Annotated in this window: 20 protein-coding genes; 8 read left to right on the forward strand and 12 right to left on the reverse strand. The window is 47.3% G+C overall.

Annotation, left to right across the window (positions count from 1 at the left end; genetic code table 11):
* From VIM72_RS21080 to VIM72_RS21095, 4 genes are all read left to right on the forward strand, one after another.
* A partial coding sequence (locus tag VIM72_RS21080; RefSeq protein ID WP_332004803.1) for a cation:dicarboxylate symporter family transporter occupies window positions 1–1,111 on the forward strand: 1,111 nt, incomplete at its 5' end.
* Between the two features lie 51 nt (window positions 1,112–1,162).
* Window positions 1,163–1,681, forward strand: a complete 519-nt coding sequence (locus VIM72_RS21085) for a DinB family protein (RefSeq protein WP_332004804.1) — start codon at window positions 1,163–1,165, stop codon at window positions 1,679–1,681.
* Between the two features lie 44 nt (window positions 1,682–1,725).
* Window positions 1,726–2,865 carry a TlpA disulfide reductase family protein gene (locus VIM72_RS21090; protein WP_332004805.1) on the forward strand — a complete coding sequence of 380 codons (1,140 nt, stop codon included), beginning with the start codon at window positions 1,726–1,728 and terminating at the stop codon, window positions 2,863–2,865.
* A gap of 146 nt (window positions 2,866–3,011) precedes the next feature.
* On the forward strand, window positions 3,012–5,435 hold the full coding sequence (locus VIM72_RS21095) for an ABC transporter permease (protein WP_332004806.1): 2,424 nt from the start codon (window positions 3,012–3,014) through the stop codon (window positions 5,433–5,435).
* A gap of 14 nt (window positions 5,436–5,449) precedes the next feature.
* On the opposite strand, the gene VIM72_RS21100 is transcribed toward VIM72_RS21095, so the two are convergent.
* From VIM72_RS21100 to VIM72_RS21110, 3 genes are all read right to left on the reverse strand, one after another.
* Window positions 5,450–8,587: an AsmA family protein gene (locus VIM72_RS21100; RefSeq protein ID WP_332004807.1), complete on the reverse strand. Its 3,138-nt coding sequence runs from the start codon at window positions 8,585–8,587 to the stop codon at window positions 5,450–5,452.
* Between the two features lie 203 nt (window positions 8,588–8,790).
* Complete coding sequence (locus tag VIM72_RS21105) at window positions 8,791–10,131, reverse strand: ankyrin repeat domain-containing protein (RefSeq protein ID WP_332004808.1); 1,341 nt, start codon at window positions 10,129–10,131, stop codon at window positions 8,791–8,793.
* A gap of 4 nt (window positions 10,132–10,135) precedes the next feature.
* Window positions 10,136–11,326 carry an ankyrin repeat domain-containing protein gene (locus tag VIM72_RS21110; RefSeq protein WP_332004809.1) on the reverse strand — a complete coding sequence of 397 codons (1,191 nt, stop codon included), beginning with the start codon at window positions 11,324–11,326 and terminating at the stop codon, window positions 10,136–10,138.
* Between the two features lie 281 nt (window positions 11,327–11,607).
* Between VIM72_RS21110 and VIM72_RS21115 the strand changes: the two genes are divergently transcribed.
* Window positions 11,608–12,378, forward strand: a complete 771-nt coding sequence (locus VIM72_RS21115) for a hypothetical protein (protein WP_332004810.1) — start codon at window positions 11,608–11,610, stop codon at window positions 12,376–12,378.
* A 154-nt stretch (window positions 12,379–12,532) separates the two neighbouring features.
* Here the strand turns inward: VIM72_RS21115 and VIM72_RS21120 are convergent, their stop codons facing one another.
* Entirely contained in the window at window positions 12,533–14,818 is a 2,286-nt protein-coding gene (locus VIM72_RS21120; RefSeq protein ID WP_332004811.1) for a glycosyl hydrolase family 95 catalytic domain-containing protein, read from the reverse strand.
* Between the two features lie 340 nt (window positions 14,819–15,158).
* On the opposite strand from VIM72_RS21120, the gene VIM72_RS21125 reads away from it, so the two are divergent.
* The gene (locus VIM72_RS21125; RefSeq protein WP_332004812.1) at window positions 15,159–16,280 is read left to right on the forward strand and encodes a peptide-N-glycosidase F-related protein; all 1,122 of its coding nucleotides are present in this window, start codon (window positions 15,159–15,161) and stop codon (window positions 16,278–16,280) included.
* Window positions 16,281–16,367: 87 nt separating this feature from the next.
* Here the strand turns inward: VIM72_RS21125 and VIM72_RS21130 are convergent, their stop codons facing one another.
* Complete coding sequence (locus VIM72_RS21130) at window positions 16,368–16,793, reverse strand: thioesterase family protein (RefSeq protein ID WP_332004813.1); 426 nt, start codon at window positions 16,791–16,793, stop codon at window positions 16,368–16,370.
* 99 nt (window positions 16,794–16,892) lie between these two features.
* On the opposite strand from VIM72_RS21130, the gene VIM72_RS21135 reads away from it, so the two are divergent.
* Window positions 16,893–18,155 carry a hypothetical protein gene (locus tag VIM72_RS21135; RefSeq protein ID WP_332004814.1) on the forward strand — a complete coding sequence of 421 codons (1,263 nt, stop codon included), beginning with the start codon at window positions 16,893–16,895 and terminating at the stop codon, window positions 18,153–18,155.
* 5 nt (window positions 18,156–18,160) lie between these two features.
* Here the strand turns inward: VIM72_RS21135 and VIM72_RS21140 are convergent, their stop codons facing one another.
* The 7 genes from VIM72_RS21140 to VIM72_RS21170 all read right to left on the reverse strand — a co-directional run bounded on the left by VIM72_RS21140 (window position 18,161) and on the right by VIM72_RS21170 (window position 23,336).
* Window positions 18,161–19,099, reverse strand: a complete 939-nt coding sequence (locus VIM72_RS21140) for a hypothetical protein (protein WP_332004815.1) — start codon at window positions 19,097–19,099, stop codon at window positions 18,161–18,163.
* A 37-nt stretch (window positions 19,100–19,136) separates the two neighbouring features.
* Window positions 19,137–19,658, reverse strand: coding sequence for an SRPBCC family protein (locus VIM72_RS21145; protein WP_332004816.1), 522 nt, complete (start codon window positions 19,656–19,658; stop codon window positions 19,137–19,139).
* 30 nt (window positions 19,659–19,688) lie between these two features.
* Window positions 19,689–20,156 carry an SRPBCC family protein gene (locus tag VIM72_RS21150; RefSeq protein WP_332004817.1) on the reverse strand — a complete coding sequence of 156 codons (468 nt, stop codon included), beginning with the start codon at window positions 20,154–20,156 and terminating at the stop codon, window positions 19,689–19,691.
* A 32-nt stretch (window positions 20,157–20,188) separates the two neighbouring features.
* Window positions 20,189–20,503 carry a metalloregulator ArsR/SmtB family transcription factor gene (locus VIM72_RS21155; protein ID WP_332004818.1) on the reverse strand — a complete coding sequence of 105 codons (315 nt, stop codon included), beginning with the start codon at window positions 20,501–20,503 and terminating at the stop codon, window positions 20,189–20,191.
* Between the two features lie 322 nt (window positions 20,504–20,825).
* Window positions 20,826–21,893 carry an alpha/beta hydrolase gene (locus tag VIM72_RS21160; RefSeq protein WP_332004819.1) on the reverse strand — a complete coding sequence of 356 codons (1,068 nt, stop codon included), beginning with the start codon at window positions 21,891–21,893 and terminating at the stop codon, window positions 20,826–20,828.
* A 182-nt stretch (window positions 21,894–22,075) separates the two neighbouring features.
* On the reverse strand, window positions 22,076–22,738 hold the full coding sequence (locus VIM72_RS21165) for a hypothetical protein (protein WP_332004820.1): 663 nt from the start codon (window positions 22,736–22,738) through the stop codon (window positions 22,076–22,078).
* A 79-nt stretch (window positions 22,739–22,817) separates the two neighbouring features.
* Complete coding sequence (locus VIM72_RS21170; RefSeq protein ID WP_332004821.1) at window positions 22,818–23,336, reverse strand: class I SAM-dependent methyltransferase; 519 nt, start codon at window positions 23,334–23,336, stop codon at window positions 22,818–22,820.
* A gap of 149 nt (window positions 23,337–23,485) precedes the next feature.
* On the opposite strand from VIM72_RS21170, the gene VIM72_RS21175 reads away from it, so the two are divergent.
* Window positions 23,486–23,761 (forward strand): NAD(P)H-dependent oxidoreductase (locus tag VIM72_RS21175; protein WP_332004822.1); only part of this gene is annotated, 276 nt, incomplete at its 3' end.

Below are 23,761 nucleotides of genomic sequence, written 5' to 3' on the forward strand. Positions count from 1 at the left end.
GAAGATGGAAATCATAGGGAAAACCTTCATTGATATTATCAAGTTGTTCATTGCACCCATCATCTTCCTGACCATCGTTTTGGGGATCAGCGGGATGGATGATCTGAAAAAAGTAGGACGTATCGGTGTTAAATCCCTTCTTTATTTTGAGGTGGTGTCTACCGTTTCACTGGCTGCCGGCGTGCTGATGGCCTTGCTGATCCGGCCGGGAAAAATTGATAAGTCGTCGCTTCAGATAGAGAACGCCTCCAAATATACTTCCGGTGCGGCAAAGGAGTTCGACTGGATCTCTTTCTTCATGAATAATCTTACTCTCCAGGTACTGGTGGCCGCCATTATTATTGGTGTGCTGCTGAATTACTCAAATCACCGCGTAGTGGTGATCAGGTGGTTAGGCCAGCTGTCAAAAATCGTTTTCAAGGCATTGAAGTATGTCATGTACCTCGCTCCGCTGGGAGCTTTCGGAGGAATGGCCTATACTGTTGGCAAGTTTGGTTTGCATACGCTGGTGCCACTGGCTAAATTAATGGGAACCGTGTACCTGACCATGGCCATCTTCGTTTTCCTGGTACTGGGCAGCATCCTGAAGTATTATAAAATGAGCATCGTGAGGTTTCTCCGGTATATCAGGGAAGAATTGTTACTGGTATTGGGAACTTCTTCTTCGGAATCCGCCCTGCCTTCCATTATGGTGAAACTGGAAAAAATGGGTTGCAGCAAATCCGTAGTAGGATTGGTGATTCCAACAGGTTATTCCTTTAACCTGGACGGGACTTCTATTTATTTATCGATGTCCGTTATTTTTATTGCGCAGCTATATGATGTACACCTCAGCATCGGTGAGATCCTCACCATCATCGGGATACTGATGATTACGTCAAAAGGCGCGGCAGGAGTTACAGGCAGCGGTTTTATCGTACTGGCGTCTACGTTAACCGCCGTTCACAAGATCCCGGTAGAAGGACTTGCCTTTTTACTGGGGGTAGATAAATTTATGAGCGAGGCCCGCGCCATTACCAATATCATTGGCAATGGGGTAGCTACTATCGTCATTGCTAAAAGTGAAAAGGAATTTCATCCCACGGCAGCATATACAGACGAAACTTATTAGCACTTCCTTTCTTTTATTATCGTTATTTTTATTGGAAGAAATAAGATTGCAATGAAAAGGACTGAATGGTTCAACAGAACATTTCCCGTTATTGAAGATAATGGCACTTTGCCAACAATCATTGAACGGCTCAGCGGAACACCCGCGCGGATAGAAGAGATCATCGCCCTTATACCAGCAGACCTGTTGGTGATAAAACCCGGTGGAAAATGGAGCATTAAGGAAGAAGCCGGGCATCTGTCGGATATGGAACCACTGTGGCTGGGCCGACTGGAAGATCTGATCAATGGCGCTACTGAACTGAGAGTGGCAGATCTTACCAACCGCCGGACCCACGAGGCCAATCATAATGAAACGCCCACCAGCCAGCTGCTGCAACAGTTCAGGGCGCAACGGCAGCAGCTGGCGAACAGGCTCTGGAACCTGGAAGATGCCCATCTGGAACAATCGGCCCTGCACCCACGCCTGAAAACACCTATGCGGATCATTGACCTGGCCTATTTTGTGGCAGAACACGACGATCATCATATGGCCTGCATCCGCCAGATCCTCCGGGACCATAGCCGGTAATAAATAACTAACAGTCATCTATAAACGTAATTAACTAAAATTCCATGCGCACCTTATTCGTACTGTTTACCTGTTTGTATTCTTTGCCCATCATGGCCCAGCACCACTTTGAACTGGATGGAAAAGCCGGCGCCCTGCACAATGGCGATAAAATTTATCTTGTTTACCCGGCGGGAGATCAGCAGAAAACTGATTCTGCTATAGTGGAAGCGGGGCATTTTATATTTAAGGGAACGCTGGAATACCCTGTTATGGGAGCTTTGTATCTTCATAAAAACCCTTACGTACAGCGCCTGGCCCCGGGTGAACAAATGGATTATGTAAGATTGTACCTGGAACCGGCTGCCTTTAAAGTAATATCTGCGGATTCGCTGAAGAACATTGTTGTGAAAGGATCACCGGTAAATGACCAGCAGGCGGAGCTCCGCGCGATGTTAAAAGAGAACGATGAAAAATTTCTTGCCTTGCGGAAAGAATACGAATCGCTGTCTGAAGAACAGAAGAAAGACAAGAAGATATTTGACTCCCTGGTGGAACGTGAGAGTAAGCTCATGAAAGAATCGTACGGGGTTCACCTGGAGTTTGCCAGGAAACATCCTTCGTCTTATCTGAGTGTGATCAGTCTTGCGCACATAGCCGCACAACCAGGCATGGCTGCAGGGGCAGCCCAGGCGTATGAACATCTTGCGCCGGGTTTAAAAAACACTCCGCTCGGAAAGCGTATCCCCGTAATGCTCAGCGCACTCGTCAACACGGAAACAGGTAAACCGGCGCCCGATTTTACACAGTATGCACCCGATGGTAAAGCCGTGAAACTTTCTTCATTCCGGGGCAATTATGTGCTGCTTGATTTCTGGGCCAGCTGGTGCGCTCCATGCCGGGCGGAAAACCCCAACGTACTGAAAGCCTACAACAAGTACAAAGAGAAAGGGTTTACTGTGTTGGGCGTATCGCTCGATATGCCGGGCCAGAAGAACGCCTGGCTGAAGGCAATAGAAACCGACCAGCTTACATGGCCACAGGTTTCCGACCTGAAAGGATGGGATAACGCAGTGGCACAGCAATACGGTATCCGTTCCATTCCCACTAATTTTCTCATCGATCCCGATGGTAAGATCATCGCAAAGAATCTCCGGGAAGATCGCCTGCAGGAGGAACTGGCCCGCATCTTTAAAGAAAATTAACAACGATTATAATTGAACAGCTACTGTCCGGAAGTGAACATTTTGGCTTGTCGCAATAGCTGTATCTTACTGGTTATTAATAATTTGGAGAATTGGCGCTTTCTTTGGTTGAGCTTTGTCCACTTTGTAACCGGTAAAATTTTTTTATGTTCAGAAGTTATTTCAGGGTTGCCTTCCGTAATCTTTGGAAAAACAAAGAGTTTTCTGCTATTAATATTTTAGGGCTGGCCATTGGCCTGGCTACGTGCCTGCTCATCACGATCTATGTATTGGATGAAATGAGCTTCGACCGGTTCAACAGGAAAGCAGACCGTATTTACCGGGTGGATGCCGACATTAAATTCGGTGGCACCCGTTACGATGTTGCCACTGCTACAGCACCCATGGCTGCTGCGCTCAAACAAGACCTTCCTGAAGTGGAACAGGCTGTCCGTTTCCGCGACTATGGCGGTTTCCTGGTACGTCTCAACGACCGTAATATTAAGGAAGAAAAGGTGATCTATACGGATTCCACCCTGTTCAATGTATTCAGCTTTCCGCTGATTGCCGGAGATCCCGCCACCGCGTTGAAACAACCCAATACAGTAGTGATCACCGAGAATACTGCCCGCAAATATTTCAACAGCACGGATGTAGTAGGACGTAACCTGCTTATCAACGACAGCATCAACTACCAGGTAACCGGTGTAATGAAAGCATTGCCGGGACAATCGCACCTGCAGTTCGATTTCTTTGCTTCCCTGGCAGGCTCGGAAGAAAGCCGTGAACCCAACTGGCTGAGTAATAATTTCAATACCTATATCGTACTGAGGGAGGGAACGGATCCACGGAAAACACAGGCGAAGCTGGAACAGGTGATCGATAAATATATCGCTCCACAGATAGGATCGGCTATGAACACATCTATGGAAGATTTCCTTAAAACAGGAAACTATATCCGATACAGCCTTATGCCGCTTACGGATATTCATCTTCACAGCAACAAAGGATATGAGCTGAGCGCAAATAGTGCTATCCAGTACGTATATATCTTTTCGGCCATTGCCATGTTCATCCTGCTCATTGCCTGTGTTAATTTCATGAACCTTTCTACCGCCCGTTCTGCGAACCGTGCAAAAGAAGTAGGGATCAGGAAAGTGCTGGGCTCTGTACGCCCGCAACTGATCGTGCAATTTATCACAGAGTCGATGCTGATCAGCTTTATCGCCATGATCCTGGCGTTTGGTATTGCCTGGTTGCTGCTGCCTTATTTCAATGGGCTGGCAGGTAAGGAAATGACTATCGGGTTATCTTCCGCGCCCTGGCTGGCGCCCGCCTCGCTGGGGATTGCCGTTTTGGTAGGATTGCTGGCAGGCAGTTACCCCGCCTTTTTCCTGTCGGCTTTCAAGCCGGTGCTGGTGTTAAAAGGCACCATTGCCAATGGCTTCCGGACAGGACTGTTGCGCAATTCCCTGGTGGTATTCCAGTTCAGTATTTCCATCTTCCTGATTGTGGGAACCATGGTCATCTACAAGCAGCTGAATTTTATCCGTAATAAACAACTTGGGTTCAACAGGAGCCAGGTACTGATCATGCAAAATACCCAGCCGCTGGGCAGTCATGCCCGCGCCTTTAAACAGGAGCTGCTGGCTATGAACGGGGTGGAGGGAGCCACCATGACTTCCTATCTGCCTACTTCCACTCTCCGGAATGATAATCCTTTATTCCTGGAACCCGTTCCGGACAAGGAGAACGCTATCTCCATGCAAACCTGGTCGGTCGATGATCAGTATATCCCTGTATTGGGGATGGAAGTGGTGAAGGGCCGCAACTTTTCGAAGAACTTTGCTACGGATTCGCAGGCGGTAGTGATCAACGAAGCAGCTGCACGGTTAATGGGGCTTAAAGATCCGCTTAACCAGAAGATATACGAATTCCGTGAGGGTATGCAGAGCAAGGAAATGGATGCTTACCACATCATTGGCGTGGTAAAGGATTTTAATTTCAATTCCCTGCGTGAACAGGTTACGCCGCTGGCGCTGTTTTTACGGGAAAACAGGGGCAGTATGGCTTTCCGCGTTCATGGCAATAATATCCCGCAGCTGGTTGCGCAGATGGAGGAAAAATGGAAAGCAACGATACCTAACCAGCCTTTCAGTTATTCCTTTATGGACGATGATTTCAACGCTTTGTATAAGTCGGAAAACAGGATGGGTAAAATTTCCCTGTCTTTCTCCGTGCTGGCGATCTTTATTGCCTGCCTGGGATTGTTCGGGCTGGCTGCTTATGCCGCGGAGCAACGTACCCGCGAAATAGGCATCCGCAAAGTATTAGGCGCTACTGCTACCAATATCGTGAACCTGTTGTCCAGGGATTTCCTGAAACTGGTGATGATCTCTATCCTGTTTGCTTTCCCGGCGGGCTGGTGGGTGATGCATCGCTGGCTGCAGGATTTTGCTTACCGCATCAACATTGGCTGGCAGGTATTTGGCCTGGCTGCTTTGATGGCAGTGGTGATCGCTTTGCTTACGGTGAGCTTCCAGGCTATCCGGGCTGCACTGACAGATCCTGTTAGAAGTTTGCGCTCATAACAGGATCATCCTTCTCAGTTCCCCGTCTCATCCGGATCCGCTGTTTCATCCAGGTTATCTTTTTCGCTGCCTTTCCGCAGTTGTACTTTGGGATTGCTTTGTGTGCCGGTAACGTTGAAGGGTATACCAAATATGCCAAACGGTGGCAATCCCAGGCGGCCTTTCAGGTTTAGTTTGCCATCAAGACTTACCTGGCCTTCAAAACGGGGCCGGAAGCCGGCTACGCGCATTTTTGTCCTGGCAATGGTGATGATATTATTTTTGATGTCCGACCTGATATCTATTTTAGAAAGATCGGGGTCTTTCATACCGTCCTTACCGGTAGAGCTGCTTACGGCATTGAACAGTTTAAAGCCTTTCATCTTTATTTTCTTTACAGACAATACGCCTTCTCCTTTCAGCGAAGGATATACGGGATGCATGTTTGCATCCAGTTTGCCGCTCAGCCGGTAATCGAGCCCTACAATGCCGCTGGCGCTGGCCGCGGAGGAAGCGATGTCGTGGAAGATCTTTATTTCGTTGTATGCGCGTTTGATATCAAATTCTTTCGCGCTGATGTGATAATCGAACGTTGCTTTCCGCGGATCAATACTGGCATACGTAGCTTCCATGGCTACCGGTGCGCCTATGATGGAAAAGCCGGTTTGATTCAGGCGCACTTTGCTGCTGTCTATATGTAACTGCCCGTGGAAGCTGTCGATGGCAATGCCCTGGAAGCTTATTTTATTTACCGCCGCATTCAGCGCCAGCGACAGGTTACCGGGCACCATTACAACACCGGAAGGCACTGCGGTGGATTGCGCGCTGCTGGTTTTTGCGTCGCCGTTTACCATCAGCTCATCCACCAGGATATAGTTGCTTTTCAGGTCAAATGTACCTTGCAGGGGCTGATCTTTCAGCGTAGCATAACCAATCACGTTGCTGAGAAATCCGTTTAGTACAATGATAGATTTGCCATAGCTGGCATTGAACTGGTCGAACCACATTTTGTCCTGGTCGAAACGGAACACGCCGTTTTTGATATGAAACGGCAGCGGGAATTGTTCCGCTGTCAGCACAACGTCTCTTACTATTAACGAGCCTTTGTTGTTGAGCTTATTGTACCTGCCGGCGGTGGCATCGCTTTGGGCGCCGCGCAGCGCGAGGTTTGTTTTGATAAAGCCCTGCATGCCGTATCCCTGTATGGCGAACACTTTATATATCCTGCCCAGGTCGATGGTACCGTTGGAAGTAATATTATAGCGGAGATCATCAAAGTTGGAAAGATCTGCTTTCAGGATGAAGGGTTGTCCTTCAAACTCAAAAGCCACGGGCTTCAGATCTACCTGCAGTGAGCGCATGGTACCGGTAGTATTGGTAACAACGGCGTCTACATTTATTTTCTGTATAGGTTGGGGGTAGTATTTCGTTTGTACGGTACCGTTATCCATTTTCAGTTTGGCGGTAGTAACGGGAAACAGCCTTTTGGCGGGCACATAGCTGCCTTTGGTAGTGATATCCACACCGAGGTCGCCGGTTACATCCAGGCTGTCCATTTTATAGAACTGTCTGATATCCCCGAGATGCAGGGTAGAGACGAGTTGCGCATCTACCACAGGCGCCTGGGCATTCTGAAGCCGGAAAAAGCCCCTGATATAGTTACTCAGCATATCTGCATTGATGTCTGTTATATTCAGCTGCGTATGTGCGTAATCGTTATCCGGGCAACCGGCGTCTATATTAAAGCGGATGTTATGAAGCGCCTGGGGCATGGAGGCAAATTTAAAGTAGCCATCCCGCAGGGCGGCGGTCAGTTTAAATGCCGGGATGCTGCTGATCACGGTATCCGCCTGTTTCCGCAGGCCACGGTATACAACGCCTTTGGCGTACCTGCCATCCGCCTGCAGATGCGCCTGCAACCGGCCTTTCATTTCGTAAGCCTCGCCGCCGGTGGCCTTGTTCCATTTTTCCAGGTCGATGTCGGTATTCAGTTTTACATGGATATCCGGCGTGGAAAGTCCCTGTACACGGATCACGGAGCTGAAATAATCTTTATCAATATTAAAGAAGATGGAGTCCACATTGATATAGAGGCTATCCAGGTTCAGTTGTGGCAGCTTCGACTGGAAATTGAGAAAGAGGTTTTTAACAGGAGCGGGGGCTTTGGCATTGGTAATGATGCCGTCCCTTACCTTCATATTAAAAGTTACATCGGGCATGGTATTGGTTTCCGCGATGTATTGCCCGATCAGGCTGGCGTTTACATCTGCAGTTCCCTGAATATCCGTTTTATCCAGCCAACCCACATATTCCGCAGGGAGGGCGCTGAAAATAGCATGCAGACCGGATTCCATCGAGCTTAGGCGGAAGTCCATCCGGTAGCCGTTTTTCAGGAATCCGAAGGAACCGTTGAGTCGTACCGGCAGCTCATTCAGCTTCAGGTCATTCTTCTCAAAAATAAAATCGAGCGAGTTGGTATTGATCTTTGTGATCAGCTCCCCGTTCAGTGGTTTCGAGAGGATATATGAAGTACCTCCGTAGCTAAGGTCAAATGCGTGTATATGTATCCGTGAGTGCAGGTCGAACTGCGCTTTACTGAGGTCGCCTTTACCGGTATAGTTTACATCTTTTGCCTGGATGTACATGGGCAGCGACTGGTCATCGTAAATGATATTGCAGTTCTCCAGCTGTATACGCGCAATTTTCAGCGAGGCGCTGCCGCTGTCGGCCTGGCTGGAAGCCGTAGCCGGGGTGGATTTGTATACATTATAATTAGGGTGCCCGGCTGCGTCTACCAGTACATGTACATTCCCGCGGGTCAGGTAAATTTCGTCGATGTTGATAGTACTGGAAAAAATGCTGGCCAGGTTCACTCCGAGGGCCACTTCATTGGCCGCTATCAATGTGTCCTGCTGGAAAGGGGCGGCGCCTTTCAGGCTGAAATCATAAAGCGTCAGCGTCAGCGAAGGGAAGTGGTTAAAGAACGACAACCGCGCACGGGAGAAGTTCAGGTCACCGGTAATACTGTTATTGGTCCACGACTTTATTTTATTGGAGATAGCGGTCGGGAAAAGGATGGGAAGTAAAAAAAGCAAAAGAAAGATAGCAGCCACAGATATTGAAAAAATCTTCAATGTTTTTAAAGCTGTTCTTTTTACGATAGCATTACGCATAGCATTCCGGAGATATGGGGAGGTTATCGCCCGGCATGTATCGTCTTCCTGCTGTCCTGTGCAAGGAATAAGTATAGCTGCCCAACAACCCCTTATGATTACGGGCTAAAGATAGGCTTTTTTTATGAGCCCGCTTAAAATGCGCCGCCCCCGTCAGGGCTAAGCTTGCGGGGGCGGTATATTTTATTATCACGAAATAGCTATCAGCCTTTCAGGATCTTTGCTTTTTCTTCATCAAATTCCGCTGCGGAGAGGATGCCTGCGTCCAGCAGCTCTTTCAGGTCGAGCAGGGCTTGTTTCTTTTCGGCCATGCTTTTCCCGGCGGAAGCTTCGGCAGGAGGCGCTGTATTGGGCGCGGCTTTTGCCTGCGGTGAATTGTAACTGAGCAACAGGGCGGCAATTTCGTTATACCCTTTGATAGAGGCATAGTCGATCGCCTTTTGCTCTTTGGTATTAACGATAGATACATCTGCCTGTTGCTCCAGCAGGTATTTTACAATATCCTTTTTACCGGCAGATGCGGCGTAATGCAGGGCGGTATTCCCGGACTCGTCCTGGATATTAACGTTGGCTCCGCGTTCCAGCAGCAGCTTCACCATGCTGAGATGCCCGTTTTTAGCGGCTACATGCAGCAGGCTTTCCCCGCCGTAGCTGTAGGTGTGATTGAGATTGAAGGCGCTTTCCATAGAAAGACTGGCAGCGCTTTCCACCCAATCCAGGTAGCTGTTCATGCTGACGGTATCTGCGGAAAGCGGCTGGCTGAAATTAACGTCAATGCCTTTATCCAGGAAAAGGCTCACGATCTCTTTCTGGTTATTGGCGCAGGCGTACCATACTGGTGAAAGCCCGTTTTTGGACGTGATCAGCACATCGGCGCCGTGTTGCACCAGGAGGTTGGTGAGGGCCCGGTTGGTATCATAGCAGGCAATCAGCAGGGCGGATTCTCCAGCGTGATTGGTATGATTTACATTGGCATTGTTTTCAAGGAGACAGGCCGTCATGGCAGGATTCTTAGCCCGCACTGCTATGATAAGGGGGCTATCGCCGGCTTTGTTCGTGGTGTTTACATCTGCGCCGTGATCAATAAGTGTTTGCACCACTTCTTTATTACGCCAGGCCGCGGCAATGAGCAAGGGGGTTTCGGCCTGGTTATTTTCCAGGTCCACTGCAACGCCTTTTTCCAGCAGTTTATCTACCAGTTCTTTCTGGCCGGTTTTAGCCGTGAGGTGCAATAAGCTGTTGCCCTGCAGATCGTTGATATCGATGCGTGCGCCTTTTTCCAGCAGGAACAAAGCAGTTTGTTTTTGTTTTTGCAGGCAGGAAAAATAAAAGGGTGTTTCGCCGTTATGATCTTCGTAGTCCAGGTCGGCGCCGGCATCCAGCAACAACTTCACCAGGTCCTGGTAGCCGTGGTGCGCAGCGTAATGCAGGGCGGTTCTTCCTTTCTCGTCGGTATAGGCTACATCAACTTCGTTATTGGCCAGTAAAATTTCTGCTATCTTACGTTTGCCGCTTTCACAGGCAATAATAAAAGACATGGACATGGTACTACGCTTTATGTTTTAAAAGTAACTCTACAGTTTTTGATTTGAGGTTATCTGTGCTGGCGAGGTCTATGGGCAGCTGATCCTGATCGTTGGTGATATTTACATCTGCGCCGTGTTCAATCAGCATTTTTACCTTGCGGTAAAGTTGCCGTGCCGCTTCCTGGTCGTAGTTAACGTTGTAGGCGCATACTTTATGCAGCAGGGTATTGCCTTCATCATCGCGGCGGTCTATTTCTATTACGCCGGTTTCCAGTACTCCCTGCAGCATATCTGCTGGTTGTTCGGCTAACCAGTCGATGGCCGCTTTTTCTTTGGCATAATAGGGAGAGGTCTGGTAAATATCGGCTCCGTCACGGATCAATGCTTTTATAAGCGCTACATCCGCTGCGGAGTTCCCGCGGCGCATGCGCATGGCTCCGCAGAAAACAGTTTCCCCGTTTTTGTTGACAATGTCGAAATCAACGGGTGCATGGGCAGCCAGCTTTTCGTACCGTTCCACATTGCATACCTGGTGCACAATAGCGGCGTAGAAAGGGGTTTCGCCGTCTTTCCCCGGCTGGTTCAGGTCTGCGCCGTGCTGTAGCAGCAGTTCAATATATTTTTGCTTATTGGTGCCAATGGCAAGATGCAGCGGCGTTTCTTTTACAATATTGCCGGCATTGGGGTCCAGTCCTTCCCCGATGAGGTATTCCAGGTACACAACGCCGGTGTCTTCTTTAATCGCATATTCCTGGACGATCTTATACAGGTAATTTTCTTCGTAATTGGTTTTATAATTTACGCTGCAGCCTGCGTCTACCAGTATTCTGATATGCTCAATGGGAGCGGAGTTGTTGAAGGCAACGCTCAATAATGTTTTATCCTGAACGGCATCATTGATATTGTCCAGTTTGCCGGCAAAAGCCGTGAGGAAATCCAGGTCGGCCGGCTCTGTGCCCAGGTACCTGAATAAGCCGGGGAAGATGGAGTCGTCGAGTTTCTCGTATTCGTAAATATCCGTTTCTATGAAGCCGTCTTTTACCAGGGTATTTACCAGTTCAAATGCTTTGGCCCTGATCAGGGTATCAAAGATTTGTTTTTTGTCATAAGTCTGAAGATCTTTTGGCAGTTTCTCTCCCTGATCCATTAATTCTTTTGCCGCCGGCAGGTTGCCTCTTCTCAGCGCGTCGGTTAGTGGGTTTGCTCCGTACATAAGCCTGGTTTATAAATTTTTTTTGGGTCCGTTGGGTCAATTTTCCTGCCAAATATACGATAGGATGGCTAACGGCAAAAGGATCGCCCTATCTTCTTTACAATTTAAATTCTCCCGTGCGAAATCATCATGATAAGCCCGCGCCGGTAACGTAAGTGCGGGATACCAACGGTAACGGATATACTGAAAGAATCCGGCACGGTATATTTAAAACATAGAAAATTGTTAATATTTAAGTTATGCTTGCTTATGTTTTCATCCTGTCTTAGATTGAGATGGAAATGAGCAAATTTTTACAGAAGATATTCATATTGATAGTACTGATCTCGCTGCGCCTGGTATCCACCGGGCAGGTGCGGGTTCACGGCACGGTATACGACCGCTCGGCCCGTTTCGGGATGGAGGGAGTAAGCGTGAAGAGCAATTCCGGCGCCGGCGCCGTTACGGATTCCAATGGAAAATACAGTATTATATTGCCGCTTTCCGATTCTATCAGTTTTTCCTACCAGGGTAAAGCCACGCAGAAATTTGCTGTAAAGGAGATCAATCCTAACCGCACTTTCGATATGAGCCTGCATGTGGATATCCATTCTTTAAAACAGGTGGAAGTAACTGCTGCGCTTCCCCGCAGCTATTCCGAAGATTCCGCAGCGTTCCGCAACGAATACCGCAAGGTGTTTGATTATTCGCCGGATTATCTTACCAGCGGGGGCAATGGCATGGGCGCCGGCGTTAACCTGGACGCACTTTTCAGCCTGAGGAAGATTAAGCGGATGGAGAATTTCCGCCGTTTCCTGGAGCGGGAGGAGCAGGAGAAGTACATCGATCATCGCTTTAACAGGATGCTGGTACAAAAGATCACGGGGCTCCAGCCACCCGCGCTGGATGCCTTTATGAAGCAATACCGGCCCAGCTATGGACTGTTGCTGAGTTTTGAGACCGACTATCTTTATTATAAATATATCAAAGACTGCGGGAAATATTTTTTAGAGAGATGGGAACTGGAACATCCTGTTAAGAATGGGCGCCGGGATAATATCCTTTTTCAATAAAGAGGAGGATGTTTTCAAAGTAAATGAAGCCGCTAAGCTTCGTTTAAACGGCGGTTGGCCTCAGGTGCTCAAATGAAAAGCGGATGTATCAAAAGTGTATGATACACCCGCTGGTATTTTATATTACAGGAATGATGCGTGATCGTATCACCTGTTATTCATATCCATTTTTCAGCACCAGCACCGCTCCGGGAGCAGCGCTGAGTGAAAGGAATCCATCTCCCGTATTTTTTATTACAAATCCTTTATTGCTGGCGGCAAAGAAAGTTTTAAACGGCAGTTTTAAGCGGGTTTTCCCACCTTTCTCCGCTACTATTTTTACTTCATCCACCTGGTTGCCTTCTTTCTTCGCGCTTACCAGGAAAGCGCCTTCCGTGCGCAGCTTTTCAAATGATACATTGTTCCAGGCAGCGGGTATGGCCGGCATGATCTCAATAAAACCGGCATAGCTTTGCAGCAGCATTTCCTGTAGTCCGGCGGCAAAAGCAAAGTTGCCTTCCAGCGTAAAAGGCCGGTACTGGAATTTAGACAAGCCGGATTTAGTCTGATCGCCGTTCAGGTGAAAACTGTTTACAGAACAGAAGGCGCGGGCAAATGTTTGCAGGTCTTTTGCAGCGCCATCGCCGTTTTTCGCCCTTGCTTTAAGATTGCCCATCCAGGCGTAGGAATAGCCGCACCAGTAATCAGGGCCTATGCTATCCGCGAGGTGGATGGTGTTACTGATAATGGCCTGCGCCTGGGGACCGTCTTCCCATTTGATCAACCCCAGCGGGTGAATGGCCATCATGTGCGAAAAATGGCGGTGCGACTGGTTATAGGCCATGCCTGGTGCAAACATCAGTTCGTTGCGGGAAGTGAGCGCGAAACCATCGAATGCTGCGAGTATCTTTTTCCAGTGGGTAGATTCATTGTTTAAACCCAACTCAGCAGCCAGTTCCGCGGCTTTGCTGAAAGTGAATTTCATCAGGGCCAGGTCGTAGTTGGAATTTTGGGGGAACCAGGCCTCCAGGCTATTGTCATTGATTTCAGGGCTGGAGCTGATGGGCAGTTTACGGTGGCCATTGGCATCCTTTACAGTAATGCTTTCCAGGAAGGCGGCGGCGCCTTTTATCCAGGGATAGGCTTTTTCCTTCAGGAATTTTCTGTCCATGCTGTAACGCCATTGCAGGTAATAGTGCTGTGCCAGCCACGACGATACAGTAGGGGAAAGGGAGTACTGTATCCATCCGCCCATTTCAGTGCCATCCAGGGTAGTAACGCCGGGCACGGCAATGCCTCCGGCGCCGAAATACATTTTCGTATAGCGTTGGTAGTTAGCTTTGTTGGCTTCAAGGTGATTGATATAGCCCATGGCTTCATCGAGATGATTGGCGCTGTAGGAGGGCCAGTAACTGAGCTGGGTGTTAAGATCGTGGTGGTAGTCGCCTTTCCAGGGCGCAATGCGACCATTATCAGCGGTCCATACCGCCTGTAAAGAAATGGGCGGAGCATTTTTCCTGGCGGCAGCGCCAAACTTATATTGCTCGAGGTACCATTGTTTTTCGAGCAGCGTATCCGGAACGTGGATGGCCGATTGCTTCCAGAACCGCTGCCACCAGCTGTTGTGCGCTACCAGTTCGCGGTTGAAATCACTGGCCGCAGCTTTGGCAGTTATCTTTGCTGCAGGTTCGTTTACCGGTTTGCCGGGGTATTGGGAGGAAATGCTCCATACGCCTTCTACCGTGGTTTTATTTATCTTCTTCCATCGCACATTGATCTCATAGGTAAATCCGCCCCATCCTTCCTGCCGGTAAGTAATGCTGTTGCCGTTCTGTACAATGCTGCCCTGTTTGTAACCCAGCCGGGAGAGGTCGTCGCCGCCTACCGGATCACCGGAATTTTTTACAGCGCCCTGGTATTGGGGCGCCAGCAGTTGCGGCACAAAATGATCGTTTATATTTTCAAAACGGAACCAGCCTACGGGTTTTGCAGCATCTACAAAGGTTTTAAGACGGGCGCCACCAACCCAGGTCACTTCGCATACGGCATTGGAAAGGCTAAGATGCACAGATTGTACAGCGCCCCAGTTCCGGGTATCAAATTCCAGCGCACCGCCGGGAATCTTTGAGGGCGCGGCCTCCCGGTCGTAAGGTGCATCCAGGTAATCCTGTACAGGCTTGTAGTCTTTTTTATGCACCTGCTCTATCACCCATTGGTAACTGAATTCTTTCCGGTGCAATCCCTTCATAGGCCGCATATCCCAGAGATCGGCCCGATCCAGTGAAAATCTCAGGTGATCCTCTTTCTGCCATATAAGGGCGCCGAGTAAACCATTGCCAAGTGGGATGGCTTCATCCCAGCGGGAGGCCAGGTGGTTGAATTGCAGGTCGTGCCGGGAAGATTGCCCCGCGCTGTTTAATGCCAGCAGGGAAAGCGAGAGTGCCGCAATAAGTTTGTTCATCTGTTCTGTTTAATAATGAATATAGCAGTAACAAGTTACCTTAAAAAATCAATACTTGTTCCGGCCGGGATGGTTTTCCCAAAGGCAAACGTACCTTCTGCCGTAGCCGGACAGCTGTTCCAGGTAAACAGCACTTCCCTGAAAACGTAATACAATTTTCGCAACTCCTGTTGATTTTTTCTCCCGTTTCAATATTGCAGTCACCCCTTCCGGATAATGACTGTTTACATGTAAACCAACTGATACAAGACAGGAATAAATCAACCAGGCGTGAGCACTAACAATACCACGGCAAGCGGTAATGAATAAAACAGCTTATTAAATCCTAAATATAAATCTCATGAAGAAAATCCTCCCTTTAACGCTATTGATCATAGGCGTGATTATATACGCCTGCAAGCGCAGCGAAGTGCCGTTGAATACCCTTACACTGGATCATACTGTTGTTAAACCACCTACCGGTCAGAAAACGATCGATGTATTCAAGGACCTTAAAACGGTGACCATGTATACGCAGGGATTAGGCGCTGCAGACCAGATGACTGGTTCAAAACCGATAACTGATCCTGAAACCTACTATAAAACACCTGCAGGTATCACAAGGGTGTCTAACACTGAATATGAAAAGAAATATGCGCCCGGGGAACTTGCCAAACTGATTGCTCCCACCTCGAAAATTACCCTGCGTATTACTATTTCAGCAGTAGGCGATTATTTTGACCGCAACTTCAATGTTTATTTTGCCTCCTCAAATGAGGAAACCGCAAATGAGCTGGATTACTACAACGCGCATAAAGTGTCTGTTTATAATGGGATAACGCCGTTCTACGGTAAGTTTTATACAGAAGATAAAAGAACCGAAACATATGATGTTGATATCAGCTACCTGTCTCATCAGTTCAGCTCCGGGAAACAGATCTGGCTGGGTATAGATGGCGCCGGCTGGTATGTACATGAAACCTACAAACCCCAACATCTGAACCCTGATGGCACGGACCCTGACAAGAACATTGGTTTTCTCGTTAATATGCAGTTGATTGTTGATAACGATGCGAAACAGGATAATCCCTTCTGGCAGTCGGTAATATCACAGGGAGTGATCAGCAACACGTCCACGCCAAAGAACACACTGAATACTTCTTTTGTGTTGGAAGAGGATGCCCGGAACGCCAGGCTGGAGCTTACCACTACCGGTCATGGCGCTGCATGGCCCAACGGAGAAGAGTACACATACCGGCAACATTATGTGTACCTGGACGGTAATAAGATCAAAGATTTCAGCCCGCAGATCCATGGGTGCTTTATGGGAGAAAACCGTACCTGGTGCCCGGGAACCAATGATCAGATTTATACAATAGAGCTGGGCGACCTTAAGAAAGGCCAGCATGAATTAAAGATAGAGATCCCCGATCTCAGTGCCAACGGGGAATACCGTTTAAAAGGATACCTGCTTTATAACTAGGACAACAAAACCTGTTGAATAAAAAAAGTACCGGGTCTTCCTGCAATTTCCAGCTGCATGAAGACCCGGTACTTTTTTTATTTTGGTTTAAGCATCTGCGCTGTCAAGCACCGGTGCAGCAGCTACTTTCTCCGTAACAGATGCCGGTAAATAAGGACGGCCGCCGGTAGCGGGTACGCAGGTACCGGTGAACACCGCTTTGGTCATTACCTTTCCATTCAGTATAATAGATTGTTTGAAATGCAGACGTGGCGCACCAGACGGGTCGGCAAATAAAGTACAGGTAACGGTAAAGCGGTCGCCTTTTTTCAGGGATCGTAAAAACTGGATCTTATAACCCGATAACACCATGTGAACACCATTCCTGGCCTGCTCTTCAAAATCAAATCCCAGGATCTCCCTTATATAATCGTGACGGCAATATTCCATATAGAACGGGTAATACAGGCCATCCATAATATTCTGGACATCGATATGCTCTTCCTTTGCGACGTACTCCTTTGTGTATTCCATGATCTGTTTAAATTTATTTATTTTCGGATCGCGATGTTCAATTCGCTGTTGCCCGCCCAAAATAGTATTAAATTGTGAATCATAAATGAATACACCATCTTGAAAGTAAAATTCCTGATAATAGTTGGATTGTTAACCGCTATCAGCAGCGCCGCCAGTGCGCAGGCCGATAAATGGACCGGTACCTGGAAAGCATCTCTTCGCCCCTGGGGAGTAGGAACGCCTATCAATATGCAGCTGCATATCGGTGAGGCGCAGCAGGGCGTATTGTATCCTGCGGTGATCACCCTGCAGTACGGGGAATTTACCGGCATTTATGAACTGCTGCTGGCAAAGAAAAACGACAGGCAGCTGGGGATAGGCCGCAATAAATACCCGCTGAAAGAAACACCGTTTAAGCTCGGCATCTGGATGTGGTATCTCAATGGCACTATGGATTACCAGCATGATACAATTACCCTGAGCCGTATGTGGATCAATAAAGCCAGCTTCTGGATGCGGGGCCTGGATGAAGGCGATGAAATATACGAACAGTCGAAAGTAGCGTTGCGCAACTTTTTGTACAACGGGAATTTTAAATTGATGAAAAGCGGTAACAAGCCCTTGCCCGATTCAAGTATACAGCGGATCATGCACCCGGAAATCAGCCAGATCTATTTTGGTATTTACGACAGCATTGTATCAAAAGACAGCGAAATTCCCCTGGAAATCGATGACCAGGAAAAGTATGATGAAGATACCATAACCTTGCTGCATAACGGGCGTACTATTTTTGCAAGAGAACAGATCAATGATCATAACCGGCGCCTGAAAGCTACGCTGGATACCGGCCGGAACTACTTCGTGCTGTTTGCCGATAACTATGGCGGGCTTCCTCCCAATACCGGCCGTATCCGCACTACCATAAATGGTCGACCTTACGGATTTGATTTCAGCGATCGTTCCAATGCCTGGGCCACTTTCCTGGTGGCAAACATTTACCATGCAACCACCGGTAACGCTGTGGATACGGTTAGCACTAACGTGATCAAAAGAACAGTGGTACCTGTGGCCACCATACCGGTGCGCACAGCAGATATTATACTGGAGCTGAAAGATACCCGGATCCAGGATGGCGACAGTATTTCCCTGCGGTTGAACGGGCAGTGGGTTGTTACCGGTTTTCCCGTAAAAAAGGCAGTACAGCAGATTGCTATCAGGTTACAACCAGGTGAAAATATTTTATTATTTACTGCCGATAACCTGGGCTCCATTCCTCCCAACACCGCAGAGCTGCGGATCAGGTTTGGAAAGGAATCAAAAACGCTGAACCTGAGCACCGATATGAAAAGAAATAACGAGATCAGGCTGGTGTTGGAGTAAATGAGTTATGCGTTAAAAAGTTTCATCAGCAGGCTTAAACCAATACCTGAAATAAAGCACCGTTCCTTGTTGTTGCCGAGGAGTTGCCGGGTCCAGTCGACCAGCCCGCCGTCTGCAATTTCTATTTCATGTTCCCCTGCCTGTATTACCGTTTTGAATTGTATCCCTTTGTAGTAGTTATTTTCCGCCGGTGTTTCATCGGCAATAATTTTATACGGGAGATGGGAAGAAAGATGATCCATTAAGGAGTGCATCAATGCGCGGCCGTTGGGATAACCGGAACGGGGCTGTATTTTAAAGTAAATCGTTTGTATGCCGAAGAGCGTTTGCAGCAGGGTGTAAATATGTTGCAGCTGCTCTGCGCAGGTGGTACGCTCAAATTCAAAATTGCCTGTATCCTTTCCTGCTGCCACCATACAGGCAATTTTGAAATGTGGCGTATAGCCTTTACCGGGAGGAAGTTGCATGGCCCTCACATGCCGGTGCACCGTGCAGTAGCGCAGGCGTTCGCCGGCAGCGCCTATGCCGCGTTGTTTCATATCAGCGATGTGAAGGGCCAGCGAATTGGTGGCATCCGCCAATACTTCCGTATGCCGCACCGCAGTGATTATTTTTTTCTGGTTAACGGTACCCACTGCCGCACAGCTGCCAAACTGCGCCACCGGCGATAACTCCACGGGCTCATACTGCTGCTGTCTTAAAAAACGGAGCAGCTGTAATTCCTTTTCCAGTACTTCAATCATATCGGTGTCTGCCGGCTGTACGTAAATATTCTGCCGGTATTGTTGCAGCAGGGCAGCCGCGTGCAGGTCTTCCGATTTCCGCTGGTACACTTCCAGCAGCAGCGACGATAGCTCTGAACTGCTGAGTTGTTTGCGTAGTACTTCCACTAAATCAGGAATACCTGTTTTCTGAGCTGTTTTTTTTGAAATGAAATCCTCCATATATGACACGCGGTATTGATTGAATGATCAATCAAATCTACGCCATATCCGCATACAATGCTGCCAGCCTGGTGTGGGTGTTCCAGAAAGGAGGAGGGGTTACGCCTTCGAGGTTGGCGATTAAAATATCCAGGTGTGTATGCCAGCCACCGCCTACGCTGCTGCGGGTGTTTGTATCGTCGGCCAGTTTGCGGTGAGTGAGCGTGAGTAGCACCCTGTCATCTTTCTCCGCTAATTCCATCGTTACTTCCGATCCTCCTTCCCAGGTGAATGAAAGCAGGCGGGGAGGTTCCACCTTTAACATGGTGCCGGTAAAGTGATGACCGTCTTTCATGTCGCGGTATTTTTCCGGGATATTATCAGGAAGGGGACTGAGCTGCTGGTGCATAAAATGCAGATGAACCTTTCCTCCTTCAAAGAGCTCCATGTCGCCGCTGGCCAGCCATTTGCCGCGTTTTTCGGACTCTGTAAGATAGGCCCATACCTTTTCAATGGGGCCCGGCAAATTACGTTCAAAACGAATGGTGCCAGGGGAGAGGATCTGTCCTGTTTTTTCCATGGTTACTGATTTTAAGAAGTGGATAATATTTTAGTGTGAAGCCACACCTTTCGGAAATTTATCAGCAATAAGGTGGAGGTTAATATTGTGCTCCAGGTAGGCTTTCAGCCCATCGAGCACGGTAGTGAAGCCGCCGGTATTGTTGTTGATCTCACGGAGCAGTTCATCACCGGTCTGGTTAAAACCATAATTGTTAATCACCACATAAGTGGAGTTATCATCTACTGCCTGGAAGTTGAAATCGATCGTAGTGGCCGGATCGCCCCAGGTAACGGTTATTTTTTTGTTGGGTATGATTTCCTGTACGTTCACCGTAGCAGATACCTGGTACATTTCCCATTCCCAGGTGATTGTTTTTCCAACGGCCAGTTTATCGCTGCCTTTGGTAAACCAGAAATGCCGGGTGATTTCAGGATCAATAAAAGCATTAAATACTGTTGCAACCGGTTTGCGTATCAGCATCTGGGCATTTACCCAGGGAGTTTCATTGCTTGCCATAGTATAAAGTTTTATAGATAAATAAACAGTTGTTATGCAGGTTCGTTCAATAGTTGTTCCAGTGTATCCAGGCGGTCTGTCCAGAAGCGGCGGTATTGCTCCGCCCACTGCGCTACTTCCTCCAATGCTTTGAAACTGGCGGTACAATGCCGTTCCCGTCCCTGTTTTACGATGATCACCAGTCCGCATTCCGTAAGGATGCGCATATGCTTTGATATGGCCGGCTGGCTCATGCTAAAGTTTTCCGCCACCGTATTGAGGGTGAGGGTTTGTTGTGCCAGTAAGCCAATAATGGCGCGCCTGGTAGGGTCCGCGATTGCCTGGAACACGTCTCTTCTTGCTTTCATGATACTAAACCAAATGGTTTAGTAAAAGTATGTATAACCGTTTGGTTTAGCAAATAAATTTTTGGGATGGGGCAGGGTGGGCGGGATTTATTTGGGATGAGGTTCAAAAGTGTCTTTTTGAATATAGATTGAAAGTCTGCGAATGCAGTGAAGAATCTCATGTTTATTTATCAATAATATTCTTCCTTTGTAAGAAGGACAAAGAATAAATTATTGACTTTTGTGGCAGCCTCATATTAGCTCTCCTTATCAATAAGAACAGGTAGACAGCGATTCTTTATAACCAACATGACTTCCAGCTTCTTCTTTCCTTCTTTTTTCTTTAATTCGTTTTTATGCTCCTGAATATTTTATATTGCATGTCTACGACTGACTGATTAAATCCATGTGCTGCTTTGGGCAGTAAGAAGTATTCTTTCTTAGGAGCTTTTAGGGCATCAAAATATTTTTTCGACATCTCTTTAGGAGTCAGGATGTCCTCTTCACCCTGTATAAGATAAACAGGAACTTTAAACTCTAAGTTATCTTTCATCATATCAATAACTGCTCCTATCGATTGTACACCCAGTTTCTGATCGCCAACAAAATTCACAAATGAGTAATCGTCACCATCTTCTCTGTTTTTACGATCCTTTTCATTGTCGTACTCAGGAGCCAATACAAACCAATTTTCCGGAGCGGGAGTTGAATTTGCCTTTTCATATTTTTTGATCACTCTATAAAGTAACCCTGTATTTTTTGCACTGGAATAGGGTGGCTGACCTATGGCATTCAATATTTTCAACGCATCATTATCGTTTCCATCCTCTGCCATTTTGTAAAGCTTTGAATATCTTTCTGTACTGAAATTAGGATTCACAATTTGAGAATGTCCCACATACGCGTAAAAAAGTTCAGGAGCTTTTGTGGCTATTTTTACTCCGAGAGCAGAACCCCAGGACGTACCGGAAAGGATGATTTTTTTCTTTCCAAGGTGCTGTAAAAGATATTTAGAAAGCATAATGCCATCACTGGTCATTTGTTCCAGGGTGAGAGGGTGGGTTTTTAAATATTCCGGAGTCAATTCTTCCGGAGGGTTATTGTGGCCATAGGTTCTTCCTGAGCCACGCTGATCCCATTGAACAATGATGAAATCTTTTTCCAGATCTTTATATAAAACATCAATATAGGGAGTAATGGGGCTTCCGGGACCACCATGCAGAAACAAAATGATAGGTTTGGAAGGATTTCCTTTAATGGTTACCCATTGTTCAATGCCATTTATGAGAACATACTGTTCCTCATGAATCCGATGGTTGGTAACTTTATTATTGGAGCTCTGTATTGTTTGTGCAGAAGCCCGGAATGGAAGCAGGAATGAAAACAGGAAAATAGATAATCGAACGTTCATAAGTGATCACGGATATTCGTGATAGTTTAGTTTGAAATGGCTCAAATATATGCATAAAATCAAATTTTGTATCGGATATTTCCTATCAGACCAATATACCAAGGCGAAGATTCGGGCTAAAGTTATGAAAGGCAAGTGAGGGAACCACTCCCTCACTCCCCTCATTTTAGTTGTGTTTATTATTATTGGATGAATCCTAATGTACGCCCGGCTGCTGCCCGTTCCCCGCTCTTCTCCGCTGCCTTCTCAGAAATATGATCTTCGTCAAAAGCTATCCGCCCCAGGCCTTCGTTAATAAATACGCCTGTTCCGCCTTTGCTGTTATCAACATTGATAATTCCTACCCGCACATTTTTCAGGTTGTTTCCTTCTTTGGTGCCGGTAAAGATCAGCGCAAATATAGCGGAGTGTGTACCACTTACTGATTTCACTTTACCATACACGGTGAAGTCGTTGCCTGAGCCCGAAATAGCTGTAGCAATACTGGTGTCTGCCAGGCTTACAAAATTCTTACCGGTAAGCTGAATGCTGAAATCAGTGGCGCTCTGCGCTGAAAAAGTAACAGTAGAATTGCTGAAATAGGTACCGGGCACATCGTTCGGAACATTGCTGGTATCCAGTTTATTCGGGGCAATGCGGTAGGTGCCTTCTACATTGGGAGGAGTTACACCCTGGTGAACCTCCAGTCCAAGTATCTTTAAGGTGTCAAGGTATTTCTGCGGAATAATGTCTGCAATTTTCTTTGTAAGGATTTCCTCATTGCTGGGGCCTTTCGCTTTATCGTCTTTGCTGCAGGAAAACAAAACAATGGAAATCAGGAAGCTGATAGTTAATAAACGTTTCATAATTAAAGATGATGGTTCCGGCTGCAAAAATACCGCACACGCCGGTAGGTTAAAATACCTGTTTCCAGGTATTTTAATTTTATGCAGATAAAGGTGTTGCAATAATGCAGAAGGCAGCGGAAATAGCAAAATTCCCTGTGATGGTATCACTAATGCGAAAGCCGTTTTCCTCCAGCCTGGCTTCTATCGCTTTGCATAATTTCATATCTATTCGTCCGGGTGTCTGGTAAAAAACAAACAATTCTCCTGCAGGTTTTAAGCAACGGCTGATCAGCGCCAACTCTTTGGCAGGCTGTTTCCAGAAGAAGTTAACGTTAAAAGCAAATACTTTATCGAACTGCTTTTCCTGCAAAACAGCATCGGCAAAACCGGTAGCTTCAAACGATGCCTTGTGCAGCAGAACGTATCGTTTATTACGTTGTATGGCCATCCGGATCATGGAGGTCGACTGATCAATACATATGATCTTTCCTGTATCTAATTTACCTGCTATCAGTTCGGCCAAAATGCCGGTGCCGCATCCTATTTCAAGTAGTACAGATGCGGGTTTGGGAGCAATGATAGCTGCTGCCCAGCTAAACCGTTCGTTTACTTCCATCTTATTTTTTTATGAAGATGAGCAGGTGAATTTACTGAATAAATACTGTTGCCGCTAACCCGGAGGTTAGTGGTAACCTTTAGCATAGTCCGGCTAAAGCAAATAAAAAGATAGATAGTTTTGTGTCATCATCTGCAAAAAGATACATCATGAAAAAGATACTGGAAATTATTTCAAGTGCAAGAGGTGCAGCGTCTAATAGTACACAACTAACCCATGCTATTATTGAAAAATTAAAGACACGGTATCCGGGAAGCAAGGTAACGCAACGCGACCTGGTACAAAAAAAATATCCGCACCTGGAGGAATCCCATCTTACAGCATTCTTTGCGCCCCCTGAAGGCGAAAGCGAAGCCTATAAAACTGCGGTGCAACATTCGGATGAAGCCATCCGGGAACTGGAGGAAGCCGATATTGTAGTGATA

Source organism: Chitinophaga sp., from assembly GCF_036569185.1.
Taxonomy (GTDB): Bacteria; Bacteroidota; Bacteroidia; order Chitinophagales; family Chitinophagaceae; genus Chitinophaga.

Coding starts and splice junctions, on each gene's coding strand:
- VIM72_RS21085 (WP_332004804.1), top strand. CDS start 1,163: ATGAAAAGGACTGAATGGTTCAACAGAACATTTCCCGTTATTGAAGAT.
- VIM72_RS21090 (WP_332004805.1), top strand. CDS start 1,726: ATGCGCACCTTATTCGTACTGTTTACCTGTTTGTATTCTTTGCCCATC.
- VIM72_RS21095 (WP_332004806.1), top strand. CDS start 3,012: ATGTTCAGAAGTTATTTCAGGGTTGCCTTCCGTAATCTTTGGAAAAAC.
- VIM72_RS21100 (WP_332004807.1), bottom strand. CDS start 8,587: ATGCGTAATGCTATCGTAAAAAGAACAGCTTTAAAAACATTGAAGATT.
- VIM72_RS21105 (WP_332004808.1), bottom strand. CDS start 10,131: ATGTCCATGTCTTTTATTATTGCCTGTGAAAGCGGCAAACGTAAGATA.
- VIM72_RS21110 (WP_332004809.1), bottom strand. CDS start 11,326: ATGTACGGAGCAAACCCACTAACCGACGCGCTGAGAAGAGGCAACCTG.
- VIM72_RS21115 (WP_332004810.1), top strand. CDS start 11,608: ATGAGCAAATTTTTACAGAAGATATTCATATTGATAGTACTGATCTCG.
- VIM72_RS21120 (WP_332004811.1), bottom strand. CDS start 14,818: ATGAACAAACTTATTGCGGCACTCTCGCTTTCCCTGCTGGCATTAAAC.
- VIM72_RS21125 (WP_332004812.1), top strand. CDS start 15,159: ATGAAGAAAATCCTCCCTTTAACGCTATTGATCATAGGCGTGATTATA.
- VIM72_RS21130 (WP_332004813.1), bottom strand. CDS start 16,793: ATGGAATACACAAAGGAGTACGTCGCAAAGGAAGAGCATATCGATGTC.
- VIM72_RS21140 (WP_332004815.1), bottom strand. CDS start 19,099: ATGGAGGATTTCATTTCAAAAAAAACAGCTCAGAAAACAGGTATTCCT.
- VIM72_RS21145 (WP_332004816.1), bottom strand. CDS start 19,658: ATGGAAAAAACAGGACAGATCCTCTCCCCTGGCACCATTCGTTTTGAA.
- VIM72_RS21150 (WP_332004817.1), bottom strand. CDS start 20,156: ATGGCAAGCAATGAAACTCCCTGGGTAAATGCCCAGATGCTGATACGC.
- VIM72_RS21155 (WP_332004818.1), bottom strand. CDS start 20,503: ATGAAAGCAAGAAGAGACGTGTTCCAGGCAATCGCGGACCCTACCAGG.
- VIM72_RS21160 (WP_332004819.1), bottom strand. CDS start 21,893: ATGAACGTTCGATTATCTATTTTCCTGTTTTCATTCCTGCTTCCATTC.
- VIM72_RS21165 (WP_332004820.1), bottom strand. CDS start 22,738: ATGAAACGTTTATTAACTATCAGCTTCCTGATTTCCATTGTTTTGTTT.
- VIM72_RS21170 (WP_332004821.1), bottom strand. CDS start 23,336: ATGGAAGTAAACGAACGGTTTAGCTGGGCAGCAGCTATCATTGCTCCC.